At 50.5% G+C, this 21,800-nt stretch carries 20 protein-coding genes; 12 read left to right on the top strand and 8 right to left on the bottom strand.

Annotation, left to right across the window (positions count from 1 at the left end):
* Positions 1-593: 593 nt before the first annotated feature.
* A complete protein-coding gene (syd, locus tag ACJHX3_RS14215) occupies positions 594-1,139 on the bottom strand; it encodes a SecY-interacting protein (RefSeq protein ID WP_000342431.1) in 546 nt (181 codons plus the stop codon).
* A 67-nt stretch (positions 1,140-1,206) separates the two neighbouring features.
* Here syd and queF point away from each other — a divergent pair, with 67 nt between their 5' ends.
* The 5 genes from queF (at position 1,207) to xni (ending at position 7,668) form a co-directional block, all read left to right on the top strand.
* Positions 1,207-2,055, top strand: coding sequence for an NADPH-dependent 7-cyano-7-deazaguanine reductase QueF (queF, locus tag ACJHX3_RS14210; RefSeq protein WP_094308504.1), 849 nt, complete (start codon positions 1,207-1,209; stop codon positions 2,053-2,055).
* A 111-nt stretch (positions 2,056-2,166) separates the two neighbouring features.
* On the top strand, positions 2,167-3,531 hold the full coding sequence (gene ppnN, locus ACJHX3_RS14205; protein ID WP_094308505.1) for a nucleotide 5'-monophosphate nucleosidase PpnN: 1,365 nt from the start codon (positions 2,167-2,169) through the stop codon (positions 3,529-3,531).
* Between the two features lie 555 nt (positions 3,532-4,086).
* The gene (gene sdaC, locus ACJHX3_RS14200; protein WP_000450476.1) at positions 4,087-5,376 is read left to right on the top strand and encodes an HAAAP family serine/threonine permease SdaC; all 1,290 of its coding nucleotides are present in this window, start codon (positions 4,087-4,089) and stop codon (positions 5,374-5,376) included.
* Between the two features lie 57 nt (positions 5,377-5,433).
* The gene (sdaB, locus tag ACJHX3_RS14195; protein WP_000626404.1) at positions 5,434-6,801 is read left to right on the top strand and encodes an L-serine ammonia-lyase II; all 1,368 of its coding nucleotides are present in this window, start codon (positions 5,434-5,436) and stop codon (positions 6,799-6,801) included.
* Positions 6,802-6,912: 111 nt separating this feature from the next.
* Positions 6,913-7,668: a flap endonuclease Xni gene (gene xni / locus ACJHX3_RS14190; RefSeq protein ID WP_000268232.1), complete on the top strand. Its 756-nt coding sequence runs from the start codon at positions 6,913-6,915 to the stop codon at positions 7,666-7,668.
* A gap of 104 nt (positions 7,669-7,772) precedes the next feature.
* Here the strand turns inward: xni and fucO are convergent, their stop codons facing one another.
* The gene (fucO, locus tag ACJHX3_RS14185; protein WP_000013592.1) at positions 7,773-8,921 is read right to left on the bottom strand and encodes a lactaldehyde reductase; all 1,149 of its coding nucleotides are present in this window, start codon (positions 8,919-8,921) and stop codon (positions 7,773-7,775) included.
* A gap of 27 nt (positions 8,922-8,948) precedes the next feature.
* Positions 8,949-9,596 (bottom strand): L-fuculose-phosphate aldolase, encoded by a 648-nt coding sequence (gene fucA / locus ACJHX3_RS14180; protein ID WP_094308506.1) that lies wholly within the window; start codon positions 9,594-9,596, stop codon positions 8,949-8,951.
* 546 nt (positions 9,597-10,142) lie between these two features.
* On the opposite strand from fucA, the gene fucP reads away from it, so the two are divergent.
* The 5 genes from fucP to fucR all read left to right on the top strand — a co-directional run bounded on the left by fucP (position 10,143) and on the right by fucR (position 16,007).
* On the top strand, positions 10,143-11,459 hold the full coding sequence (fucP, locus tag ACJHX3_RS14175) for an L-fucose:H+ symporter permease (RefSeq protein ID WP_000528603.1): 1,317 nt from the start codon (positions 10,143-10,145) through the stop codon (positions 11,457-11,459).
* Between the two features lie 32 nt (positions 11,460-11,491).
* Positions 11,492-13,267 carry an L-fucose isomerase gene (gene fucI, locus ACJHX3_RS14170; protein ID WP_094321851.1) on the top strand — a complete coding sequence of 592 codons (1,776 nt, stop codon included), beginning with the start codon at positions 11,492-11,494 and terminating at the stop codon, positions 13,265-13,267.
* Between the two features lie 108 nt (positions 13,268-13,375).
* The gene (gene fucK / locus ACJHX3_RS14165) at positions 13,376-14,794 is read left to right on the top strand and encodes an L-fuculokinase (RefSeq protein ID WP_094308507.1); all 1,419 of its coding nucleotides are present in this window, start codon (positions 13,376-13,378) and stop codon (positions 14,792-14,794) included.
* Position 14,795: 1 nt separating this feature from the next.
* A complete protein-coding gene (fucU, locus tag ACJHX3_RS14160) occupies positions 14,796-15,218 on the top strand; it encodes an L-fucose mutarotase (protein ID WP_000920840.1) in 423 nt (140 codons plus the stop codon).
* A gap of 57 nt (positions 15,219-15,275) precedes the next feature.
* Positions 15,276-16,007, top strand: coding sequence for an L-fucose operon activator (fucR, locus tag ACJHX3_RS14155; protein ID WP_000642344.1), 732 nt, complete (start codon positions 15,276-15,278; stop codon positions 16,005-16,007).
* A 43-nt stretch (positions 16,008-16,050) separates the two neighbouring features.
* Here the strand turns inward: fucR and rlmM are convergent, their stop codons facing one another.
* The 4 genes from rlmM to ACJHX3_RS14135 form a co-directional block, all read right to left on the bottom strand.
* Entirely contained in the window at positions 16,051-17,151 is a 1,101-nt protein-coding gene (gene rlmM, locus ACJHX3_RS14150) for a 23S rRNA (cytidine(2498)-2'-O)-methyltransferase RlmM (RefSeq protein ID WP_001045520.1), read from the bottom strand.
* The gene (locus ACJHX3_RS14145; protein WP_000203905.1) at positions 17,144-17,539 is read right to left on the bottom strand and encodes a DUF423 domain-containing protein; all 396 of its coding nucleotides are present in this window, start codon (positions 17,537-17,539) and stop codon (positions 17,144-17,146) included. The genes rlmM and ACJHX3_RS14145 overlap by 8 nt, the downstream gene beginning before the upstream one ends.
* 18 nt (positions 17,540-17,557) lie before the next feature.
* Complete coding sequence (gene gcvA, locus ACJHX3_RS14140) at positions 17,558-18,475, bottom strand: glycine cleavage system transcriptional regulator GcvA (RefSeq protein ID WP_000044401.1); 918 nt, start codon at positions 18,473-18,475, stop codon at positions 17,558-17,560.
* A gap of 350 nt (positions 18,476-18,825) precedes the next feature.
* Positions 18,826-19,053 carry a YgdI/YgdR family lipoprotein gene (locus tag ACJHX3_RS14135; protein WP_000750398.1) on the bottom strand — a complete coding sequence of 76 codons (228 nt, stop codon included), beginning with the start codon at positions 19,051-19,053 and terminating at the stop codon, positions 18,826-18,828.
* Between the two features lie 191 nt (positions 19,054-19,244).
* On the opposite strand from ACJHX3_RS14135, the gene csdA reads away from it, so the two are divergent.
* Positions 19,245-20,450 carry a cysteine desulfurase CsdA gene (csdA, locus tag ACJHX3_RS14130; RefSeq protein ID WP_094308508.1) on the top strand — a complete coding sequence of 402 codons (1,206 nt, stop codon included), beginning with the start codon at positions 19,245-19,247 and terminating at the stop codon, positions 20,448-20,450.
* Positions 20,450-20,893 (top strand): cysteine desulfurase sulfur acceptor subunit CsdE, encoded by a 444-nt coding sequence (gene csdE, locus ACJHX3_RS14125; RefSeq protein ID WP_000184262.1) that lies wholly within the window; start codon positions 20,450-20,452, stop codon positions 20,891-20,893. The genes csdA and csdE overlap by 1 nt, the downstream gene beginning before the upstream one ends.
* A 50-nt stretch (positions 20,894-20,943) precedes the next feature.
* On the opposite strand, the gene tcdA is transcribed toward csdE, so the two are convergent.
* Positions 20,944-21,750: a tRNA cyclic N6-threonylcarbamoyladenosine(37) synthase TcdA gene (gene tcdA / locus ACJHX3_RS14120; RefSeq protein WP_001559724.1), complete on the bottom strand. Its 807-nt coding sequence runs from the start codon at positions 21,748-21,750 to the stop codon at positions 20,944-20,946.
* Between the last annotated feature and the right edge of the window lie 50 nt (positions 21,751-21,800).

The raw sequence follows: 21,800 nt of genomic DNA, 5'->3' as shown, positions 1-21,800 counted from the left end.
CGAAGGATAGCAGGAATAAAAAAAGGGAGCACTGTATTCACAGTGCTCCCGGTTCGTTTCGCAGCATTCCAGCTACTTTTGTTGCTCCCTGCTCATCCTTGACAACTTTTCCTCTGGCCTTGCGGCCAATCGTTCATCCTGAACTATTGCTTCCTGCTCACACCACCCCGATGTGATACTTCATCCTGAAGTGTCCCTGGCCTTCCTGACCCACCGAATCATCCTGACCGGTTCTCATTCTCCATCCTGGAGGTGTCCTTTAACGCGTCCTGCGTCATCCTCTTCGCTTCATCCAGAAGCCTTTCCCTGAAACACCATCCTGGTGTGTCCTTCAGAAGTGTCATCATCCTGATGTTCACTTCGTTGTCTGACTCCCTGTCGACGAAGATAGAATCGTCTTTTTCGCGAAGTCTTACAAGGCGCTTACAGACAATGCCTTAAGGAAAATTTCATATGAAAGTTAAGAATTGACAAGCAATATATTGATTTTAAATGAAAATAACGATTCTTATCTTTTTAAGTATTCGCTTATTTCCTGGCGATCTCCTACAGAGTCTGTAAGAGATCTCTCACAACCAGATGGGGTATTTGGATTACAGAAGAGGCTTAAGTTGATTAAGGAATTCCGCAAGATTTGAGGCTAAATGCGTCCGTTTACGTGTTCCCAGCGTCTCTTTGCACACTTCACCGGAGAGATTACACACCGAGATCACCTCTAACTCTTCTTCCAGCGTCGCGATAAATAGCGTGGGCGGCAGTTTTAGCCTTTTCTGAGTCACCAGATGACCAATCAGATTTTCCTGCACCCGACGGAAGTCGTCTTCACTCCAGGTTTGTAGCAATGTCAGTTTGATATCGCCAAACTGCGCATGCATATCCCCGGCAAACTGAGTCGTATAAAAGGTATGAATTGTGGGTTGTATCACAATATCAAAAGCGCGTTCAACCGCGTTTACATTTTGTTCTCCGGTAAACGGCTGGGGTTGCCAGTATACGGCGTCTTCGGTGGTTGAAATAATGCACGGTGAAGGAACGCCGTACAGTTCCTCACTCAACGGCCAGCTTTTATGCTCTTCATGCCACGCATCGCAGTAGCGTGCAGTAAAATCTTTCAGGGCTTGTGCGGTCAAATCGTCCACTAATTTCTCTCTTCACTTAAACCAGATACACTTGTCGTTTAGTTTATCTGGTTTATGACGGTGAAACATGTCTTCTTATGCAAACCATCAGGCACTTGCGGGCCTGACTCTTGGAAAATCAACCGATTACCGGGATACCTATGACGCCAGCCTGCTACAAGGCGTTCCGCGTAGTCTGAATCGCGATCCGCTGGATCTGAAAGCGGATAACCTGCCTTTTCACGGTACGGATATCTGGACGCTGTATGAACTTTCCTGGCTGAATGCGAAAGGTTTGCCGCAGGTCGCCGTCGGTCACGTTGAACTTGATTACACCAGCGCAAATCTGATTGAGTCGAAGAGTTTTAAGCTCTATCTCAACAGTTTTAACCAGACGCGTTTTAATAACTGGGATGAGGTGCGCCAGACGCTGGAGCGCGACTTAAGCACTTGCGCTCAGGGTAATGTTAGCGTGGCGTTATATCGTCTTGATGAACTGGAAGGCCAGCCGATAGGTCATTTCAATGGCACTTGCATTGATGACCAGGATATCACTATCGATAACTATGAATTCACTACTGACTATCTGGAGAATGCCACCAGTGGTGAAAAAGTAGTGGAAGAGACGCTTGTCAGCCACCTGCTGAAATCAAACTGCCTGATCACCCATCAACCAGATTGGGGTTCGATCCAAATTCAGTATCGTGGACGCCAAATTGACAGAGAAAAACTGCTGCGTTACCTGGTCTCTTTCCGCCATCACAACGAGTTCCACGAACAGTGCGTGGAACGCATCTTTAATGACCTGTTACGCTTCTGCCAGCCAGAGAAATTGAGCGTTTACGCACGTTATACCCGTCGTGGCGGTCTGGACATTAACCCGTGGCGCAGTAATAGCGATTTTGTCCCATCGACCACAAGACTGGTTCGGCAATAAATTTTTTCTCAATTTTGCGTGCTGGATTCACGCAGAAGGTTGTGAAAGGTCATCAGGCAGGGCTATTGTAATCAAAGGGAATGACGATATTCGTCCCATAAGGAGTTTTTCTTGATTACACATATTAGCCCGCTTGGCTCCATGGATATGTTGTCGCAGCTGGAAGTGGATATGCTTAAACGCACCGCCAGCAGCGACCTCTATCAACTGTTTCGCAACTGTTCACTTGCCGTACTGAACTCCGGTAGCTTGACCGATAACAGCAAAGAATTGCTGTCTCGTTTTGAAAATTTCGATATTAACGTCCTGCGCCGTGAACGCGGCGTAAAGCTGGAACTGATTAATCCCCCGGAAGAGGCTTTTGTCGATGGGCGAATTATTCGCGCTTTGCAGGCCAACTTGTTCGCGGTTCTGCGTGACATTCTCTTCGTTTACGGGCAAATCCATAACACCGTTCGTTTTCCCAACCTGAATCTCGACAACTCCGTCCACATCACTAACCTGGTCTTTTCCATCTTGCGTAACGCTCGTGCGCTGCATGTCGGTGAAGCGCCAAATATGGTGGTCTGCTGGGGCGGGCACTCAATTAACGAAAACGAATATTTGTATGCCCGTCGCGTCGGGAATCAGCTGGGCCTGCGTGAGCTGAATATCTGCACCGGCTGTGGTCCGGGAGCGATGGAAGCGCCGATGAAAGGCGCTGCGGTCGGACACGCACAGCAGCGTTACAAAGACAGTCGTTTTATTGGTATGACAGAGCCGTCGATTATCGCCGCTGAACCGCCTAACCCGCTGGTCAACGAATTGATCATCATGCCAGATATCGAAAAACGTCTGGAAGCGTTTGTCCGTATCGCTCACGGTATCATTATCTTCCCTGGCGGTGTGGGTACGGCAGAAGAGTTGCTGTATTTGCTGGGAATTTTAATGAACCCGGCCAACAAAGATCAGGTTTTACCATTGATCCTCACCGGCCCGAAAGAGAGCGCCGACTACTTCCGCGTACTGGACGAGTTTGTCGTGCATACGTTGGGTGAAAACGCGCGCCGCCATTACCGCATCATCATTGATGACGCCGCTGAAGTCGCTCGTCAGATGAAAAAATCGATGCCGCTGGTGAAAGAAAATCGCCGCGACACAGGCGATGCCTACAGCTTTAACTGGTCAATGCGCATTGCGCCAGATTTGCAAATGCCGTTTGAGCCGTCTCACGAGAATATGGCTAATCTGAAGCTTTACCCGGCTCAACCCGTTGAAGTGCTGGCTGCCGACCTGCGCCGTGCGTTCTCCGGTATTGTGGCGGGTAACGTAAAAGAAGTCGGTATTCGCGCCATTGAAGAGTTTGGTCCTTATAAAATCAACGGCGATAAAGAGATTATGCGTCGTATGGATGACCTGCTACAGGGTTTTGTTGCCCAGCATCGTATGAAGTTGCCAGGCTCAGCCTACATCCCTTGCTACGAAATCTGCACGTAATCTCCCTCCCCCGGTGACGTTTGTTGCCGGGTTTTCTCGTTTTTGGTCACATACCCATCAATTTATTTCATTTGTTATATGAATGTTTCTTACCACCCTCACGCGATAAATATCATTACAGTTAATATGTCATACAATTTATGTTGTAACGCAAACGTTTCCCTATTTTCATAAACCACATTTTATCGCTATGAAAAAGAAATTATCGCCATGATTAACTAAAAGTATTGATTTTTTCAGTTCAACCTACATATATTGCGCGCCCCGGAAGAAGTCAGATGTCGTTTAATGGGCAAATATTGCCCTTAAATTCTCTTTTACTTTTGATTTACAGAGTAAAGCGTTGGGATAATCTATCTTCCAAGTAGATTATTGTATTTGGGATCAAGATCACTGATAGATACATAACTTGTGTGTATCTTTCCGCCCTCAAATTATTACGGCGGTAAATGATTAAGCCATCGCCGATAGACAGATTTCATTTTTACGGTCAGGCACCTTCCCGGGCTGAACTGGCTAAAAGCTGAATTATTTGCATTCCTCCAGGAGAAATAGATGGAAACGACTCAAACCAGCACGATTGCGTCGAAAGACTCTCGTAGTGCCTGGCGCAAGACAGACACCATGTGGATGCTGGGCCTTTACGGCACGGCAATCGGCGCGGGCGTGCTGTTCCTGCCAATCAACGCCGGTGTTGGCGGTATGATCCCGCTGATCATCATGGCTATCCTTGCGTTCCCGATGACATTTTTTGCTCACCGCGGTCTGACTCGCTTCGTACTGTCTGGTAAAAACCCGGGCGAAGACATCACCGAGGTTGTAGAAGAACACTTTGGTATTGGCGCAGGTAAACTGATTACCCTGCTCTACTTCTTCGCTATCTACCCGATCCTGCTGGTTTATAGCGTGGCAATCACCAATACAGTTGAAAGCTTCATGTCTCACCAGCTGGGTATGACGCCACCGCCGCGTGCGATTCTGTCGCTGATCCTGATCGTGGGTATGATGACCATCGTTCGCTTCGGTGAGCAGATGATCGTTAAAGCGATGAGTATTCTGGTATTCCCGTTTGTTGGCGTACTGATGCTGCTGGCTCTGTACCTGATCCCGCAGTGGAACGGCGCAGCACTGGAAACGCTGTCTCTGGACACTGCATCTGCAACCGGAAACGGTCTGTGGATGACCCTGTGGCTGGCAATTCCGGTAATGGTGTTCTCGTTCAACCACTCTCCGATCATCTCTTCTTTCGCCGTTGCGAAGCGTGAAGAGTACGGCGATATGGCAGAACAGAAATGCTCGAAGATCCTGGCATTCGCACACATCATGATGGTGCTGACCGTAATGTTCTTCGTATTCAGCTGCGTACTGAGCCTGACTCCGGCAGACCTGGCTGCGGCTAAAGAGCAGAACATCTCGATTCTGTCTTACCTGGCTAACCACTTTAACGCACCGGTTATCGCGTGGATGGCACCGATTATCGCGATTATCGCTATCACCAAATCCTTCCTCGGCCACTACCTGGGCGCACGTGAAGGCTTCAACGGTATGGTGATTAAATCTCTGCGTGGTAAAGGTAAGTCTATCGAAATCAACAAGCTGAACCGTATCACTGCGCTGTTCATGCTGGTAACGACCTGGATTGTTGCCACCCTGAACCCGAGCATCCTGGGTATGATTGAAACCCTGGGCGGCCCAATCATCGCGATGATCCTGTTCCTGATGCCGATGTACGCAATTCAGAAAGTACCGGCAATGCGTAAGTACAGCGGTCACATCAGCAACGTATTCGTTGTCGTGATGGGTCTGATTGCAATCTCCGCAATCTTCTACTCTCTGTTCAGCTAAGTCCTTTCGCGCCGCTTTCGGGCGGCGCTTCCTCCGTTTTAACGCGATGTATTTCCTATGATTAGCGTATTCGATATTTTCAAAATCGGCATTGGCCCTTCCAGTTCTCATACCGTTGGACCAATGAAAGCGGGTAAACAATTTACCGACGATCTGATTGCCCGTAACCTGCTTAAAGACGTGACCCGCGTGGTGGTTGACGTGTACGGCTCGCTCTCTCTGACTGGTAAAGGCCACCACACTGATATCGCCATTATTATGGGCCTGGCGGGTAACCTGCCGGATACCGTGGATATCGATTCCATCCCTGGTTTTATTCAGGATGTGAATACTCATGGTCGCCTGATGCTGGCAAATGGTCAGCATGAAGTGGAGTTCCCGGTTGATCAGTGCATGAACTTCCATGCCGACAACCTTTCTCTGCATGAAAACGGTATGCGCATTACCGCGCTGGCGGGCGATAAAGTCGTTTACAGCCAGACTTACTACTCTATCGGCGGTGGCTTTATCGTTGATGAAGAACATTTTGGCCAGCAGGATAGCGCACCGGTTGAAGTTCCTTATCCGTATAGTTCAGCAGCCGATCTGCAAAAACATTGTCAGGAAACCGGGCTGTCACTCTCTGGCCTGATGATGAAAAACGAGCTGGCGCTGCACAGCAAAGAAGAGCTGGAACAGCACCTGGCGAACGTCTGGGAAGTCATGCGCGGCGGTATTGAGCGCGGTATTTCTACCGAAGGCGTGTTGCCTGGCAAACTGCGCGTACCACGCCGTGCTGCGGCACTACGCCGGATGCTGGTCAGCCAGGATAAAACCACCACTGACCCGATGGCGGTTGTTGACTGGATCAACATGTTTGCACTGGCAGTGAACGAAGAGAACGCTGCTGGCGGTCGCGTGGTGACTGCGCCGACTAACGGTGCGTGCGGGATTATCCCGGCTGTGCTGGCGTACTACGATAAGTTTATCCGCGAAGTGAACGCTAACTCACTGGCTCGTTACCTGCTGGTAGCCAGCGCCATTGGTTCTCTTTATAAGATGAACGCGTCGATTTCTGGTGCCGAAGTGGGTTGCCAGGGTGAAGTTGGCGTGGCGTGCTCAATGGCGGCGGCTGGTCTGGCAGAACTGTTAGGCGCAAGCCCGGCGCAGGTGTGCATCGCGGCGGAAATCGCCATGGAGCACAACCTCGGTCTGACGTGTGATCCGGTTGCTGGACAGGTCCAGGTGCCATGCATCGAGCGTAACGCCATTGCGGCAGTAAAAGCGGTGAACGCCGCACGTATGGCGCTGCGCCGTACCAGCGAGCCGCGCGTCTGCCTCGATAAAGTTATCGAAACCATGTACGAAACAGGTAAAGATATGAACGCCAAGTACCGCGAAACCTCTCGCGGCGGCCTGGCAATGAAGATCGTTGCCTGCGATTAATCGCTCTCCAGAGGCCTCGTTTTGCGAGGCCTCTTCCCGATTTCTCATCCAGCCATAGCCTGTTCCAGTATCGAATGTTACCCTTATCGCCTGATCTTTAAGGGGGTTATCGTGGCTGTTCATTTGCTTATTGTCGATGCACTGAATCTTATTCGTCGCATTCATGCCGTTCAGGGTTCGCCCTGTGTCGAAACCTGCCAGCACGCGCTCGATCAGCTCATTATGCACAGCCAGCCAACCCACGCTGTCGCCGTTTTTGATGATGAAAACCGCAGTAGCGGCTGGCGTCATCAGCGTTTACCAGATTACAAAGCGGGTCGACCGCCAATGCCGGAAGAGTTGCACGACGAGATGCCTGCATTACGCGCCGCCTTTGAGCAACGCGGCGTCCCGTGCTGGTCAACCAGCGGCAACGAAGCCGATGACTTAGCCGCCACGCTGGCGGTCAAAGTGACACAGGCCGGGCATCAGGCAACGATTGTTTCGACAGATAAAGGCTACTGTCAGTTACTTTCACCGACATTACGTATTCGTGATTACTTCCAGAAACGTTGGCTGGATGCGCCATTTATCGATAAAGAATTTGGCGTTCAACCGCAGCAGTTGCCCGATTACTGGGGACTTGCGGGGATCAGCAGTTCAAAGGTACCGGGTGTTGCGGGAATCGGACCAAAAAGCGCCACGCAGCTGCTGGTCGAGTTTCAGAGTCTGGAAGGGATATATGAGAATCTGGATGCGGTTGCCGAAAAGTGGCGCAAAAAATTAGAAACCCATAAAGAGATGGCGTTTCTGTGCCGCGATATTGCCCGCTTACAAACCGATTTGCATATCGATGGCAATTTACAACAATTGCGATTGGTACGGTAACGGCGAGCCGGATGCAAACGATTATCAACACATTGAATTTAATGCACTTATATGCCGGATAAGACGCGGCTAGCGTCGCATCCGGCATTATCACATCAGCGCATTTACCAGGCGGTATGGTAAAGCTCTACAATATCCTCAAGCGTTGCTTCACGCGGGTTGCCACCGGTACAAACATCATCCAGTGCCGCCTGCGCCAGTGTCGGAATATCTTCCTTACGTACACCAACATCACGCAAATGTGGCGGAATACCGACATCACGGTTGAGAGCAAACACCGCTTCAACAGCGGCATTACGCGCCTCTTCCAGGCTCATACCTTCAACTTTCACGCCCATAACGCGCGCGATATCGCGGTACTTCTCACCGGTAAAGTCAGCGTTATAGCGCATGACATGCGGTAACAGGATGGCGTTTGCAACACCGTGTGGAGTGTTGTAAAACGCGCCCAGTGGATGCGCCATACCATGTACCAACCCTAAGCCAACATTCGAGAAGCCCATACCCGCAACATACTGCCCGAGCGCCATTTCTTCTCCGGCATCCTTATCACCAGCAACCGATCCTCGCAGCGCCCCAGCAATGATTTCAATCGCTTTAATGTGCAGCGCATCAGTTAGTGCCCACGCGCCACGGGTAATATACCCCTCAATAGCATGAGTGAGCGCATCGACACCCGTCGCGGCTTTCAGCGCTGGAGGCATACCATCCATCATGTCAGCGTCAATAAACGCCACCTGCGGGATATCATGCGGATCAACGCAAACAAACTTGCGCCGTTTTTCTTCGTCAGTGATCACGTAGTTAATGGTCACTTCTGCCGCAGTGCCTGCTGTGGTGGGGATTGCCAGAATCGGTACACTAGGTTTATTGGTCGGGGAAAGTCCTTCCAGGCTACGCACATCGGCAAACTCCGGGTTGTTGCTGATAATGCCAATCGCTTTACAAGTATCCTGTGGAGAACCACCACCAATAGCGATCAGGTAATCCGCGCCGCTATTCTGGAATACACCGAGCCCTTCTTTGACGACAGTAATTGTTGGGTTGGGCACTACGCCGTCGTAAATCGCCCATGCCAGCCCTGCAGCATCCATCTTATCGGTCACTTTCGCCACCACGCCGCATTGCACCAGCGTTTTATCGGTGACGATCAGCGCCTTCTGATAACCACGGCGTTTCACCTCATCGGTTAAAGCTCCAACAGCCCCCCGACCAAACCATGCCGTTTCGTTCAGAATCATTCTGTTAGCCATCATCCTTCTCCTTGTTGCTTTACGAAATTACTCTTCAATCCGTAACCCGTAGGTTTTGAATTTCTCCAGCACTACGGCAATCTCTTCATCGCTCAGCACTGGCACCGGGTCCGTAATCGCCAGGGTCGTCAGGTAAAGTTGCGCCAGCACTTCAACTTCATGCGCCAGCCATAACGCTTTCTCCAGATTCACCTCACAAGCGATAAGCCCATGATGTTGTAACAAAGTTGCCTTACGATTTTTGAGAGCCAGCGCAACATGTTCAGAAAGTTCGCGTGTTCCAAAGGTCGCATAAGGCGCGCAAGGAATAGAATTACCGCCAGCCGCCGCAATCATGTAGTGAATAGCGGGGATCGGTCGGTTAAGAATGGAAACTGCTGTGCAATGAACGGCATGATTGTGAACAACCGCGTTGGTATCCGGTCTGCTTTGATAGGCCGCCATATGGAAACGCCATTCGCTTGAGGGGAGCTTTCCTTCCTCATGTTTACCGTTGCCATCAATAAAGACAATATGCGACTCCGTCAGTTTTTCATATGGAATGCCTGTAGGTGTAATCAGCATCCCATCCTGATAACGTACACTGACGTTCCCCGCTGTCCCCTGGTTCAGTCCCAGGCGGGTCATTTCCAGACAAGTGTCAATAATCTGACGAGCAAGTTTATTTCGTTCCATTAGCTACCTCTCTCTGATTCAAAACAGGGCAATAATGTTGTTCCTTTCACACTATTGAATTAGCCGTTTAATTACCCACCATCTTCTTCCTGATTAACCAGAAAGAAATTCACAAGCTTATATTTTGTGACCTGGTTCAACTAATCACAGTAAATAACTGCAAGTTCTCTTTTTATAACCCCATTAAAAATGACCGCTCTTAAAAATATTTATCAAAACGGTCATTTTTCTATTCACCCAAGCCAGGAATGCCCGTTTTCGGCATAAACAATTAATACGGTCATCGGGTTTGTGTTTTTTATGATTTATTTTCTGAAACGGGCATGAAATTTCGATTATTAAAGTGATGGTAGTCACATAAAGTCACCTCCCAGCTAATAAGTGTGACCGCCGTCATATTACAGAGCGTTTTTTATTTGAAAATGAATCCATGAGTTCATTTCTGACAGGCAAATATTCACTGATATGAAGCCCGAACTCGCTGGTTTTGCACTTTTGAAAACATAACCGATTACGTGCTTAAGCTTCTGAACCTAAGAGGATGCTATGGGAAACACATCAATACAAACGCAGAGTTACCGTGCGGTAGATAAAGATGCAGGGCAAAGCAGAAGTTACATTATTCCATTCGCGCTGCTGTGCTCACTGTTTTTTCTTTGGGCGGTAGCCAATAACCTTAACGACATTTTATTACCTCAATTCCAGCAGGCTTTTACGCTGACAAATTTCCAGGCTGGCCTGATCCAATCGGCCTTTTACTTTGGTTATTTCATTATCCCAATCCCTGCTGGGATATTGATGAAAAAACTCAGTTATAAAGCAGGGATTATTACCGGATTATTTTTATATGCCTTGGGTGCTGCATTATTCTGGCCCGCTGCAGAAATAATGAACTACACCTTATTTTTAGTTGGCCTATTTATTATTGCAGCTGGATTAGGTTGTCTGGAAACTGCCGCAAACCCTTTTGTTACGGTATTAGGGCCGGAAAGCAGTGGTCACTTCCGCTTAAATCTTGCGCAAACATTTAACTCATTTGGCGCAATTATCGCGGTTGTCTTTGGGCAAAGTCTTATTTTGTCTAACGTGCCACATCAATCGCAAGACGTTCTCGATAAAATGTCTCCAGAGCAATTGAGTGCGTATAAACACAGCCTGGTATTATCGGTACAGACACCTTATATGATCATCGTGGCTATCGTGTTACTGGTCGCCCTGCTGATCATGCTGACGAAATTCCCGGCATTGCAGAGTGATAATCACAGTGACGCCAAACAAGGATCGTTCTCCGCATCGCTTTCTCGTCTGGCGCGTATTCGTCACTGGCGCTGGGCGGTATTAGCGCAATTCTGCTATGTCGGCGCACAAACGGCCTGCTGGAGCTATTTGATTCGCTACGCTGTAGAAGAAATTCCAGGTATGACTGCAGGCTTTGCCGCTAACTATTTAACCGGAACCATGGTGTGCTTCTTTATTGGTCGTTTCACCGGTACCTGGCTCATCAGTCGCTTCGCACCACACAAAGTCCTGGCCGCCTACGCATTAATCGCTATGGCACTGTGCCTGATCTCAGCCTTCGCTGGCGGTCATGTGGGCTTAATAGCCCTGACTTTATGCAGTGCCTTTATGTCGATTCAGTACCCAACAATCTTCTCGCTGGGCATTAAAAATCTCGGCCAGGACACCAAATACGGTTCGTCCTTCATCGTTATGACCATTATTGGCGGCGGTATTGTCACTCCGGTCATGGGGTTTGTCAGTGACGCAGCGGGCAACATCCCCACTGCCGAACTGATCCCGGCACTCTGCTTCGCAGTCATCTTTATCTTTGCCCGTTTCCGTTCTCAAACGGCAACTAACTGAACATATTTTCCGAATAAAGTGAGGAATCAGTAATGAAAAAAATCAGCTTACCGAAAATTGGTATCCGCCCGGTTATTGACGGTCGTCGCATGGGTGTTCGTGAGTCGCTTGAAGAACAAACAATGAATATGGCGAAAGCCACGGCTGCACTGCTGACCGAGAAACTGCGCCATGCCTGCGGAGCTGCCGTCGAGTGTGTCATTTCCGATACCTGTATCGCGGGTATGGCTGAAGCCGCTGCTTGCGAAGAAAAATTCAGCAGTCAGAATGTAGGCCTCACCATTACGGTAACGCCTTGCTGGTGCTATGGCAGTGAAACCATCGACATGGATCCAACCCGCCCGAAAGCCATTTGGGGCTTTAACGGCACTGAACGTCCCGGCGCTGTTTACCTGGCAGCGGCTCTGGCAGCTCACAGCCAGAAAGGCATCCCGGCATTCTCCATTTACGGTCATGATGTTCAGGATGCCGATGACACATCGATTCCTGCCGATGTTGAAGAAAAACTGCTGCGCTTTGCCCGCGCCGGTTTAGCAGTCGCCAGCATGAAAGGTAAAAGCTATCTGTCGCTGGGCGGCGTTTCGATGGGTATCGCCGGTTCCATTGTTGATCACAACTTCTTTGAATCCTGGCTGGGAATGAAAGTCCAGGCGGTGGATATGACCGAACTGCGTCGCCGTATCGATCAGAAGATTTACGACGAAGCCGAACTGGAAATGGCGCTGGCCTGGGCTGATAAAAACTTCCGCTATGGCGAAGATGAAAATAACAAACAGTATCAACGCAATGCCGAGCAAAGCCGCGCAGTTCTGCGCGAAAGTTTACTGATGGCGATGTGTATCCGCGACATGATGCAAGGCAACAGCAAACTGGCCGATATTGGTCGCGTGGAAGAATCACTTGGCTACAACGCCATCGCTGCGGGCTTCCAGGGACAACGTCACTGGACCGATCAATATCCCAATGGTGACACCGCCGAAGCGATCCTCAACAGTTCATTTGACTGGAATGGCGTGCGCGAACCCTTTGTCGTGGCGACCGAAAACGACAGTCTTAACGGCGTGGCAATGCTAATGGGTCACCAGCTCACCGGCACCGCTCAGGTATTTGCCGATGTGCGTACCTACTGGTCACCAGAAGCAATTGAGCGTGTAACGGGGCATAAACTGGACGGACTGGCAGAACACGGCATCATCCATTTGATCAACTCAGGTTCTGCTGCGCTGGACGGTTCCTGTAAACAACGCGACAGAGAAGGTAACCCGACGATGAAGCCGCACTGGGAAATCTCTCAGCAAGAGGCTGACGCTTGCCTCGCCGCTACCGAATGGTGCCCGGCGATCCACGAATACTTCCGTGGCGGCGGTTACTCTTCCCGCTTCCTTACCGAAGGCGGCGTCCCGTTCACCATGACTCGTGTCAACATCATCAAAGGCCTGGGACCGGTACTGCAAATCGCGGAAGGCTGGAGCGTGGAATTGCCGAAGGATGTGCATGACATCCTCAACAAACGCACCAACTCAACCTGGCCAACCACCTGGTTTGCACCGCGCCTCACCGGTAAAGGGCCGTTTACGGATGTGTACTCGGTAATGGCGAACTGGGGCGCTAACCACGGGGTTCTGACCATCGGCCACGTTGGCGCAGACTTTATCACTCTTGCCTCCATGCTGCGTATTCCGGTATGTATGCACAACGTTGAAGAGACCAAAGTGTATCGTCCTTCTGCCTGGGCCGCGCACGGCATGGATATTGAAGGCCAGGATTACCGCGCTTGCCAGAACTACGGCCCGTTGTACAAGCGTTAATACATTACTCCCTGATGTGATGCCCGGTCGCTCCGGCTACCGGGCCTGAACAAGCAAGAGTGGTTAGCCGGATAAGCAATGTTATCCGGCTATATTGCAGGAGCGATTATGAAACAAGAAGTTATCCTGGTACTCGACTGTGGCGCGACCAATGTCAGGGCCATCGCGGTTAATCGGCAGGGAAAAATTGTTGCCCGCGCCTCAACGCCTAATGCCAGCGATATCGCGATGGAAAACAACACCTGGCACCAGTGGTCTTTAGACGCCATTTTGCAACGCTTTGCTGATTGCTGTCGGCAAATCAATAGTAAACTGACTGAATGCCACATCCGCGGTATCGCCGTCACCACCTTTGGTGTGGATGGCGCTCTGGTAGATAAGCAAGGCAATCTGCTCTATCCGATCATTAGCTGGAAATGTCCGCGAACAGCAGCGGTAATGGACAATATTGAACGGTTGATCTCCGCACAGCAGTTGCAGGCTATTTCTGGCGTCGGAGCCTTTAGTTTCAATACGTTATATAAGTTGGTGTGGTTGAAAGAAAATCATCCACAACTGCTGGAACGCGCGCACGCCTGGCTGTTTATTTCGTCGCTGATTAACCACCGTTTAACCGGCGAATTAACTACTGATATCACGATGGCCGGAACCAGCCAGATGCTGGATATCCAGCAACGCGATTTCAGTCCGCAAATTTTACACGCCACCGGTATTCCACGCCGACTCTTCCCTCGTCTGGTGGAAGCGGGTGAACAGATTGGTACGTTACAGAACAGCGCCGCAGCAATGCTCGGCTTACCCGTTGGCATACCGGTGATTTCCGCAGGTCACGATACCCAGTTCGCCCTTTTTGGCGCTGGTGCCGAACAAAATGAACCCGTGCTCTCTTCCGGTACATGGGAAATTTTAATGGTCCGTAGCACCCAGGTTGATACTTCGCTGTTAAGTCAGTACGCCGGTTCCACCTGCGAACTGGATAGCCAGGCAGGGTTGTATAACCCAGGTATGCAATGGCTGGCATCCGGCGTGCTGGAATGGGTGAGAAAACTGTTCTGGACGGCTGAAACACCCTGGCAAATGTTGATTGAAGAAGCTCGTCTGATCGCGCCTGGCGCGGATGGCGTAAAAATGCAGTGTGATTTATTGTCGTGTCAGAACGCTGGCTGGCAAGGAGTGACGCTTAATACCACGCGGGGGCATTTCTATCGCGCGGCGCTGGAAGGGTTAACTGCGCAATTACAGCGCAATCTACAGATGCTGGAAAAAATCGGGCACTTTAAAGCCTCTGAATTATTGTTAGTCGGTGGAGGAAGTCGCAACACATTGTGGAATCAGATTAAAGCCAATATGCTTGATATTCCGGTAAAAGTTCTCGACGACGCCGAAACGACCGTCGCAGGAGCTGCGCTGTTCGGTTGGTATGGCGTAGGGGAATTTAACAGCCCGGAAGAAGCCCGCGCACAGATTCATTATCAGTACCGTTATTTCTACCCGCAAACTGAACCTGAATTTATAGAGGAAGTGTGAAATGCTGAAAACAATTTCGCCGTTAATTTCTCCCGAACTATTGAAAGTGCTGGCAGAGATGGGACATGGAGATGAAATTATTTTTTCCGATGCTCACTTTCCCGCCCATTCGATGGGACCGCAGGTGATCCGCGCTGATGGCCTGTTGGTGAGCGACTTGCTCCAGGCAATAATCCCGTTATTTGAACTGGACAGTTATGCCCCGCCGCTGGTGATGATGGCGGCGGTAGAAGGTGACACTCTCGATCCTGAAGTAGAACGACGTTATCGTAATGCGCTTTCACTACAAGCCCCCTGTCCTGACATCATCCGCATCAATCGTTTTGCGTTTTATGAACGGGCGCAAAAAGCCTTTGCGATCGTTATCACAGGCGAACGAGCGAAGTACGGGAATATTCTTTTAAAAAAAGGGGTAACACCGTAATCTCATACCGGTACGCCCGCATGACGCGGGCGGTTATCGAATGATGGGGTGAAAATTATGAAAGCGGCACGCCAGCAAGCGATAGTCGACCTGCTGCTGAACCATACCAGCCTGACCACGGAAGCTCTCTCTGAACAGCTAAAGGTCAGTAAAGAAACCATTCGTCGCGATCTCAATGAATTACAGACGCAGGGTAAAATTCTGCGCAATCATGGACGCGCTAAATATATCCACCGTCAAAATCAAGACAGTGGCGATCCCTTTCACATCCGGCTGAAAAGCCATTATGCGCATAAAGCAGATATCGCGCGCGAGGCGCTCGCGTGGATTGAAGAAGGGATGGTGATAGCCTTAGACGCCAGTTCAACTTGCTGGTATCTGGCACGCCAGTTGCCTGACATCAACATTCAGGTCTTCACCAATAGCCATCCGATTTGCCATGAACTCGGTAAACGCGAACGCATTCAACTGATCAGTTCCGGTGGCACACTTGAGCGCAAATATGGCTGTTACGTCAATCCCTCGCTGATTTCCCAACTTAAATCGCTGGAAATCGATCTGTTTATTTTTTCTTGTGAAGGGATCGATAGCAGCGGCGCACTGTGGGACTCCAATGCCATCAACGCTGATTACAAATCAATGCTATTAAAACGCGCCGCGCAATCGTTGTTATTGATTGATAAAAGTAAATTTAATCGTTCAGGGGAAGCCCGCATCGGGCATCTGGATGAGGTAACGCACATTATTTCTGATGAGCGCCAGGTTGCAACTTCTTTGGTAACAGCCTGACGGAAAGGGTAGCAGGCCGGAGACGACGCCCCGGCCTTGCCTGTTATCGCTCGTCGCGACGACCACCCACCGCAGCCCAGATACGGCGGACGTGCACCGTCACTTCTTCGCGATCGTGATACAACTGCCGCGCCTGGATCTGAGCATTTATGCCATGTTCATCAAGCTGTGCCTGAATATACGCCAGATTGTGTGACACTTCTTCGTAGCGTTTTTTCATCGGCAGTTTGAGGTTGAAAATGGTTTCACGACACCAGCCATTAACCAGCCACTGCGCCATCAATGCCGCAACTTTCGCCGGTTTTTCAACCATATCGCATACCATCCAGGAGATATTGCTGCGTGTCGGACGGAATTTGAAACCGTCTTCCCGCAGCCAAGTCACCTGTCCGGTATCCATCAGACTTTGCGCCATCGGGCCGTTGTCGACGGAATAAACCCACATGTTGCGCTTCACCAGTTGGTAGGTCCAGCCGCCTGGGCAAGCGCCTAAATCCACCGCCCACATCCCGTTCGCCAGGCGTTCATCCCACTCATCCGCAGGAATAAACACATGAAATGCCTCTTCCAGTTTGAGCGTGGAACGACTCGGCGCATCTGCCGGAAATTTCAGGCGCGGAATGCCCATATAGAACGGCGAATTATTGTTGCTGTATGAGTAACCGGTATAGCAGCAGCCTGGTGCAATAAAGAATACATGCACAACCGGACGCTTCGGCGTTTCATAGTTCGCCAGCACACCCGCATCGCGCAAGGCAGCGCGTAGCGGCACGGTGAATTTACGGCAGAATTTCAGCAACTCTTTGCTTTCGTTGGTATCGGCAACTTCAACACGCAGTTCACCGCCCTTCTCTACTACGCCCTGTAACATGCCGACAATGGGAGTAATACGATCTTCTGGCGGCAAATGCTGCAGGAGTTCCCCCACCACAAACCACTGGCGGGCAAAAATTAATGAACTGAACGGCAGCTCACGGATTAACTTATCGCCATCATCAGGTTGATAACATTCATAAATGACATAACCCGCATTCTCTTTCACGCGGGCAAAACCGAAAATTTCCCGCTGGCCGGCTTTATCGGTAATTTCTGCGGCGCACTCTTTTTCAAAGCCCGGACGGCACAGCAATACAACCTTATTCATGACTTACGCCCTTGCGCTTTAAACGGATAGCACCAACTAACATTAACGCCCAGCCCGCGAGGAAGCTCACGCCGCCAACCGGTGTGACAAATGCCCACAAACGCAGATGGGACAGCGCCAGGCAATAAAGGCTGCCGCTGAACAGCACCGTGCCTAACGCGAGGAAAACGCTACTCCAGTAAAACCAGATACTGATGCGACGCTGCATTGCCACCGCCAGACCTAAGATCGCCAGCGTATGGAACGCCTGATATTCGAGACCGGTCTGGATCCAGCCCATCTCAACGGCCCCCATGGTTTTACTTAACACATGCGCGCCAAAAGCGCCCAGAGCCACAAAAATGAAGCCGCTAATGGCGGCGAAAATCAGCATAAAACGGCTGGTCATGGTCGTACCCTACGTAAATTATTGTTCATAACGAAAGCGGAATTTTTCTTGTTCAGCAGCGGCTTTCGCCAGGATCCATTGGCGAAAGGCGGCTATTTTACCCAGTTCTGCCTGGCTGTCATGACAAACCAGATAAAAAGCGTTTTTACTGACCAGTACATCATTAAACGGGCAAACAAGACGTCCAGCCTCAATTTCAGATTGCGCCATCACGTTATTTGCCAGCGCCACTCCCTGCCCGTGGATAGCCGCTTGCAGCACCATGGCGCTATGGCTAAAAATTGGCCCTTGCTGAACGTTGATATGATTTAACCCCAACTGTCGGGTATATGTCTGCCAGTCACGGCGCGACGCATCATGTAATAACGTATGTTTAGCCAGATCTTCCGGGGTCTTCAAGGGTTTTTCGCCAGTCAGCAGTAGCGGCGAACACACCGGCAATAAATATTCGGCGTACAGTTTTTCCACCCGTAGCCCCGGCCAGTTGCCCCGACCATAAAATATCGCCACATCAACATCATCCGCCAGCTTATCTTCCTGACGATCAACCGCCTGGATTCGAACGTCAATTCCCGGATAAGCTGAATTAAAGCTGGAAAGTCGCGGAACCAACCAATGAATGGCGAAACTGGGGAGTAAACTGACCGTCAACGCCCCCTTGGCGCTACGGGCCTGGAGTTTACGCGTCGCTTCGGTTAATTGCGAAAATATCTCTTTGATATCGAGGAAATAGCTTTGCCCTTCCTCGGTCAGCAGGAGTGAACGATTACGGCGGCGGAACAGTTTTAGCCCCAGAAAATCCTCAAGAGACTTGATTTGATGACTTACTGCGGCCTGGGTCACAAAAAGCTCTTCTGCTGCGCGAGTGAAACTTAAATGGCGTGCTGCGGCATCAAAAACTCGTAAGGCATTTAGCGGTGGTAATCGTTTAGACATGGCTTTTAAACTTTGATGTTAAATGAATTTAACAATTAGATTACACTATGTAACCTATTAGTTTTTTTAATCTGAGCCATTATAAATTGTCCGTTGAGCTTCTACCAGCAAATACCTATAGTGGCGGCACTTCCTGAGCCGGAACGAAAAGTTTTATCGGAATGCGTGTTCTGGTGAACTTTTGGCTTACGGTTGTGATGTTGTGTTGTTGTGTTTGCAATTGGTCTGCGATTCAGACCATGGTAGCAAAGCTACCTTTTTTCACTTCCTGTACATTTACCCTGTCTGTCCATAGTGATTAATGTAGCACCGCCTAATTGCGGTGCTTTTTTTTACCTTGCGATCGCGAATTACTGATCCAGTTCGACCATCTCTTTCACGTCGGTACGGTTGATCTGCTGTTTGTTGCCATTAGCGTCTTTATACGAAATCATACCGGTATCGTTATCAGTCTGTGGTTTGCCGTCAGAGACGATGGTACGTCCGTCATTGGTGTGCATCACATAGTTCGAACCGGAACAGGCGCTCAGGGCAAAAGTCAGCATACAGGCAGAAATAATTGCGGCAGTCTTTTTCATCATCTTCTCCTTAAAGCGATTAATAAATCTTAATAGTATTGATTAACAGGCTAAAATTAACGCCTAACACTATTCAGCATATGTTACTTACGCGGCTTCGCCAGGATATCCAGATAATTCTGATGGTTAGCACTCTCCTTGTATCAAAGTGAATTTTGCGTCACGATCGGTGCATCAAGCCGAGGAGTACCATGAACGTTTTTAATCCCGCGCAGTTTCGCGCCCAGTTTCCCGCGCTACAGGATGCGGGCGTCTATCTCGACAGCGCCGCGACCGCGCTTAAACCTGAAGCCGTGGTTGAAGCCACCCGACAGTTTTACAGCCTGAGCGCCGGAAACGTCCATCGCAGCCAGTTTGCCGAAGCCCAACGCCTGACCGCGCGTTATGAAGCTGCGCGGGAGAAAGTGGCGCAATTACTGAATGCATCAGATGACAAAAATATCGTCTGGACGCGCGGCACCACTGAATCCATCAACATGGTGGCGCAATGCTATGCCCGTCCGCGTCTGCAACCGGGCGATGAGATTATTGTCAGCGTGGCAGAACACCACGCCAACCTCGTCCCCTGGCTGATGGTCGCCCAACAAACGGGAGCCAAAGTGGTGAAATTGCCGCTTAATGCGCAGCGATTGCCGGATGTCGATTTGTTGCCAGAACTGATCACACCTCGTAGTCGAATTCTTGCTCTGGGACAAATGTCGAACGTCACTGGCGGTTGCCCGGATCTGGCGCGAGCGATTACCTTTGCTCATTCAGCCGGGATGGTGGTGATGGTTGATGGTGCTCAGGGGGCAGTGCATTTCCCCGCGGATGTTCAGCAACTGGATATTGATTTCTATGCTTTTTCAGGTCACAAACTGTATGGCCCGACAGGTATCGGCGTGCTGTATGGCAAATCAGAACTGCTGGAAGCGATGTCGCCCTGGCTGGGCGGCGGCAAAATGGTTCACGAAGTGAGTTTTGACGGCTTCACGACTCAATCTGCGCCGTGGAAACTGGAAGCTGGAACGCCAAATGTCGCTGGTGTCATAGGATTAAGCGCGGCGCTGGAATGGCTGGCAGATTACTATATCAACCAGGCCGAAAGCTGGAGCCGTAGCTTAGCAACGCTGGCGGAAGATGCGCTGGCAAAACGTCCTGGCTTCCGCTCATTTCGCTGCCAGGATTCCAGCCTGCTGGCCTTTGATTTTGCTGGCGTTCATCACAGCGATATGGTGACGCTGCTGGCGGAGTACGGTATTGCCCTGCGGGCCGGGCAGCATTGCGCTCAGCCGCTACTGGCAGAATTAGGCGTAACCGGCACACTGCGCGCCTCTTTTGCGCCATATAATACAAAGAGTGATGTGGATGCGCTGGTGAATGCCGTTGACCGCGCGCTGGAATTATTGGTGGATTAATGACAAACCCGCAATTCGCCGGACATCCGTTCGGCACAACCGTAACCGCAGAAACGTTACGCAATACCTTCGCACCGTTGACGCAATGGGAAGATAAATATCGCCAGTTGATCATGCTGGGGAAACAGCTTCCGGCTTTGCCAGACGAGTTAAAAGCGCAGGCTAAAGAGATTGCCGGATGCGAAAACCGCGTCTGGCTGGGATATACCGTGGCTGAAAACGGTAAAATGCACTTCTTTGGCGACAGCGAAGGGCGCATTGTGCGCGGCCTGCTGGCGGTGTTGTTGACTGCCGTTGAGGGGAAAACCGCCGCCGAATTGCAGGCACAGTCGCCGCTGGCATTGTTTGATGAGCTGGGATTGCGTGCGCAGCTTAGCGCCTCACGCAGCCAGGGGTTGAATGCGTTAAGCGAGGCGATTATCGCTGTGGCGAAGCAGGTTTAAGCACAGAACCAGGTCGGATAAGACGTTCGCGTCGCATCCAACCTGATTGTTTACCCCTGACGGGCCGCTTTCGCCATCATCTTCTTCAGCGCATGAGAAACCGCAACAAAACCAAAGGTGGCGGTCACCATCGTCGCCGCGCCAAATCCAGATGCACAATCCATCCGCTTCGGCCCTTCCGCCGTGGCTTTCATAGCACACACCGTACCGTCTGACTGCGGGTACACCAATGCTTCGGTAGAGAACACGCAATCCACGCCGAGCTTACCTTTACTGTTTTTCACTATGCCAAAATCGCTTTTCAGGCGCTCACGCAACTTCGCCGCCAGCGGGTCCTGAATCGTTTTCGCCAGATCGGTAACCTGAATCTGCGTCGGGTCAATCTGCCCACCCGCGCCACCGGTTGTGACCAGTGGGATTTTATTGCGCCGACAATAAGCAATCAGCGCCGCTTTGGGCCGTACACTATCAATGGCATCAATCACGTACGAATAACCGGCACTCATATACTGCGCTACGTTATCCGGCGTCACGAAATCATCCACCACCGTTACACGGCACTCCGGGTTAATCTGGCGAATACGCTCCGCCATAACTTCCGCTTTTGCCAGCCCAACGTTATCGCGCAGAGCGTGAATTTGCCGATTGGTGTTGGTGACGCACACATCATCCATATCGATAAGCGTGATTGCGCCAATCCCTGTGCGCGCCAGCGCTTCCGCCGCCCAGGAACCGACACCGCCAATACCAACCACACAAATATGCGCGTCAGCAAACAGTTGCAACGCTTTTTCACCATACAGACGCGCTGTGCCACCAAAACGCTGACGCCATGCATCACTAATTACCACAGACATAGCACCTCAGAATAAAAAGGGCGAGGTTATCCCTCACCCTGTCATATCCG

The organism is Escherichia sp. WS1265 (genome assembly GCF_046487585.1).
GTDB classification, from domain to species: domain Bacteria; phylum Pseudomonadota; class Gammaproteobacteria; order Enterobacterales; family Enterobacteriaceae; genus Escherichia; species Escherichia coli.
The sequence above is the reverse complement of the archived record's forward strand: the minus strand, read 5'-3'. Positions and strand labels throughout refer to the sequence as shown.